At 61.9% G+C, this 632-nt stretch carries 2 protein-coding genes; one reads left to right on the top strand and one right to left on the bottom strand.

What is annotated here, in order from left to right; all coding sequences use genetic code 11:
• A partial coding sequence (locus ACYVIP_RS44600; protein ID WP_460407295.1) for a hypothetical protein occupies window positions 1-280 on the top strand: 280 nt, incomplete at its 5' end.
• 25 nt (window positions 281-305) lie between these two features.
• Here ACYVIP_RS44600 and ACYVIP_RS44595 read toward each other — a convergent pair.
• Window positions 306-632, bottom strand: a 327-nt coding sequence (locus ACYVIP_RS44595) for a hypothetical protein (RefSeq protein ID WP_460407294.1), incomplete at its 5' end; no start/stop codon positions are given.

Below are 632 nucleotides of genomic sequence, written 5' to 3'. Positions count from 1 at the left end.
GAACGCCATGACGGTGAGCGTAGGCCGTGGGCAGACTCCTGTCAGCCGGGTAGGGTTCTGGCGCAACAAGAACATCGACCGTGCCGTCAGTCCACCGTTTAGTGGAGATGAACAACTCCACATCTTTCCCAAAATCAACCCAGACGTTCCAACCGTGATCTTCCAGAGGCTGATCCCACTCAGTGGCGTCGGGGCGTTCAGAACCCCCGACAACCCGCCCATTAACAACGGCGTCGGTGTCAGTGTCGTCGTCCTGAGGCAAGGAATTCTCCACTTCTAGAAGACAACGCTCACAGATCCAGCGATCACAGATTCGTCGTCAGGGGAGGCAGCCACAACCGCGGTGCCCTCGCCCTTACCAGGACGGGTGCATGGGGGGCGGACGGCGCCGGAAGCTCCATCAGGAAGTCCAGAACCTCGGCGAGGCCGCCTTCTCGACCCCACACTTCGCCGCCAGCTGGGTCGCATCGGAAAGCCTTCGCGTCACCTCGATCGCGGATGGCGAGAGCATCAGACCACCCACCCGACCAGACACGCGCGCCGGCAACCATCACCAGCTCGCCCTCATACGTGACGGGTAGGAGTCGCCAGCAGCGTTGCTTACGCAGGGACAGAAGCTTCAGCAGCTCCGG

This window comes from Actinophytocola sediminis, from assembly GCF_054779715.1.
The sequence above is the reverse complement of the archived record's forward strand: the minus strand, read 5'-3'. Positions and strand labels throughout refer to the sequence as shown.